Here is a 2,444-nt window from a genome sequence, read left to right on the forward strand (position 1 = left end):
GTAAGCGTACAGCGAGAGCCGTCTGGTCATAATCTGAGGTATTCGACAAAGTGGTGTCCACCAAATAAGTAGTGGGAACCAAAGTGTCAGATATGCAGAAAAATGTGACTCACGGCAGGCGTAAGGGCTGCCCTAATTATTCTCCTGAGTTTAAGCAGCAGCTCGTTGCTGCCTCCTGCGAACCCGGAATATCCATCTCAAAACTGGCGCTTGAAAACGGTATCAATGCCAATTTGTTATTTAAATGGCGCCAGCAGTGGCGCGACGGAAAGCTACTGTTGCCTTCCTCAGAGAGTCCTCAGCTACTTCCTGTGACTCTCGATGCCACTGCCGTACAGCCAGAATCGCTCGCAGAAGACCCGGGGCTAAGTATCAGCTGTGAGGTAACGTTCCGGCACGGGACGCTTCACCTCAACGGCACTGTCAGCGAAAAGCTTCTGGCTCTGCTGATACAGGAACTGAAGCGATGATCCCGTTACCAACAGGCACCAAAATCTGGCTGGTTGCCGGTATCACCGACATGCGCAACGGCTTCAACGGCTTGGCCGCAAAGGTGCAGACAACGCTGAAAGATGACCCGATGTCCGGTCATGTCTTCATCTTCCGGGGCCGCAGCGGCAGTCAGGTCAAACTGCTGTGGTCTACCGGCGACGGGCTGTGCCTGCTGATTAAACGGCTGGAGCGCGGCCGCTTCGCCTGGCCGTCGGCCCGCGATGGTAAAGTGTTCCTGACGCCAGCTCAACTGGCGATGCTGATGGAAGGTATCGACTGGCGGCAGCCAAAGCGGTTACCGACGTCCCTGACCATGTTGTAGCTATCTTTATCCTGGTTGTCGCAGAATAACCCTGGTAAAATACGGGCTTATGAACGACACCTCTTCTGACGACATCCTTCTGCTGAAACAGCGCCTGGCCGAACAGGAAGCGCTGAACCGCGCCCTGCTGGAAAAGCTGGCCGACCGGGAACGCGAAATAGACCATCTGCAGGCGCAACTGGATAAACTCCGCCGGATAAACTTCGGCAGTCGTTCCGAAAAGGCATCCCGCCGTATCGCACAGATGGAAGCTGACCTGAACCGGCTTCAGCAGGAAAGCGATGCCCTTACCGGTCGGGTTGATGACCCGGCGGTGCAGCGCCCGCTGCGTCAGACCCGCACCCGTAAACCGTTCCCCGAATCGCTTCCCCGTGATGAAAAGCGGTTGTTCCCCACAGAGTCCTGTTGCCCGGAGTGCGGAGGTTCGCTGAGCTACCTGGGTGAGGATGCCGCCGAACAGCTGGAGCTGATGCGCAGTGCCTTCCGGGTTATCCGTACGGTGCGCGAAAAGCATGCCTGTCGTCGGTGCGATCGCATCGTTCAGGCATCGGCTCCCTCACGGCCCATCGAGCGGGGTATCGCCGGACCGGGACTGCTGGCCCGTGTACTGGCGTCAAAGTATGCGGAACACACACCGTTGTATCGCCAGTCGGAGATCTATGCCCGCCAGGGTGTGGTGTTGAGCCGTTCTGTCCTGTCGGGCTGGGTGGATGCGTGTTGTCGTCTGCTGTCACCGCTGGACGAAGCCCTTCAGCACTATGTCCTGACCGATGGTAAACTTCATGCCGATGATACGCCGGTTCCGGTCCTGCTGCCGGGCAACAAGAAAACGAAGACCGGGCGCTTATGGACGTACGTTCGTGACGACCGTAATGCAGGTTCTTCACTGGCCCCGGCGGTGTGGTTCGCGTACAGCCCGGACAGAAAAGGTATCCACCCGCAGACCCATCTTGCAGGCTTCATTGGAGTACTGCAGGCTGATGCCTACGCCGGGTTCAACGAGCTCTACCGCGACGGGCATATAAAGGAAGCCGCGTGCTGGGCCCATGCCCGGCGTAAAATCCATGATGTTCACGTTCGCACTCCCTCAGCGCTCACAGATGAAGCGCTGAAACGGATCGGCGAGTTGTATGCCATCGAAGCGGATATCAGGGGAATGTCAGCAGAACGGCGGCTTGCCGAACGCCAGTTGAAAACGAAAGCGCTTCTTAAATCACTGGAAAACTGGCTGCGTGAAAAAGTGAAAACCCTGTCACGACACTCAGAGCTGGCAAAAGCGTTCACCTATGTACTGAACCAGTGGCAAGCGTTGACGTACTACGCAGACGACGGCTGGGCTGAAGCAGATAACAACATCGCTGAAAATGCGCTGCGGACGGTCAGTCTGGGGCGTAAAAACTGGCTGTTCTTCGGCTCAGACCACGGTGGTGAGCGGGGAGCGTTGCTGTACAGTCTGATCGGGACGTGCAAACTGAATGGAGTAGATCCAGAACGTTACCTTCACCATATCCTTGACGTCATTGCTGACTGGCCGGTAAACCGGGTTGGTGAACTGCTGCCGTGGCGGATCACACTGCCTGCCAAATAACCCATCCTCGTCACGTCAATACGGTTCGCGCTGTACGCTTAC

3 protein-coding genes are annotated in these 2,444 nt (G+C 56.9%); all 3 read left to right on the forward strand.

Annotation, left to right across the window (positions count from 1 at the left end; genetic code table 11):
- Nucleotides 1-92: 92 nt before the first annotated feature.
- From tnpA to tnpC, 3 genes are read left to right on the forward strand one after another with little or no spacing between them, the layout of a single operon-like run.
- Nucleotides 93-470, forward strand: coding sequence for an IS66-like element accessory protein TnpA (tnpA, locus tag UTM25_RS22370; protein WP_172688898.1), 378 nt, complete (start codon nt 93-95; stop codon nt 468-470).
- Nucleotides 467-814, forward strand: a complete 348-nt coding sequence (gene tnpB / locus UTM25_RS22375) for an IS66 family insertion sequence element accessory protein TnpB (RefSeq protein WP_089600758.1) — start codon at nt 467-469, stop codon at nt 812-814. Before tnpA ends, tnpB begins: the two co-directional genes overlap by 4 nt.
- Before the next feature lie 49 nt (nt 815-863).
- Nucleotides 864-2,402, forward strand: a complete 1,539-nt coding sequence (gene tnpC / locus UTM25_RS22380; protein ID WP_089600756.1) for an IS66 family transposase — start codon at nt 864-866, stop codon at nt 2,400-2,402.
- The last annotated feature ends 42 nt before the right edge of the window (nt 2,403-2,444 follow it).

The organism is Enterobacter sp. 61D5, from assembly GCF_034107965.1.
GTDB lineage: Bacteria > Pseudomonadota > Gammaproteobacteria > Enterobacterales > Enterobacteriaceae > Enterobacter > Enterobacter cloacae_M.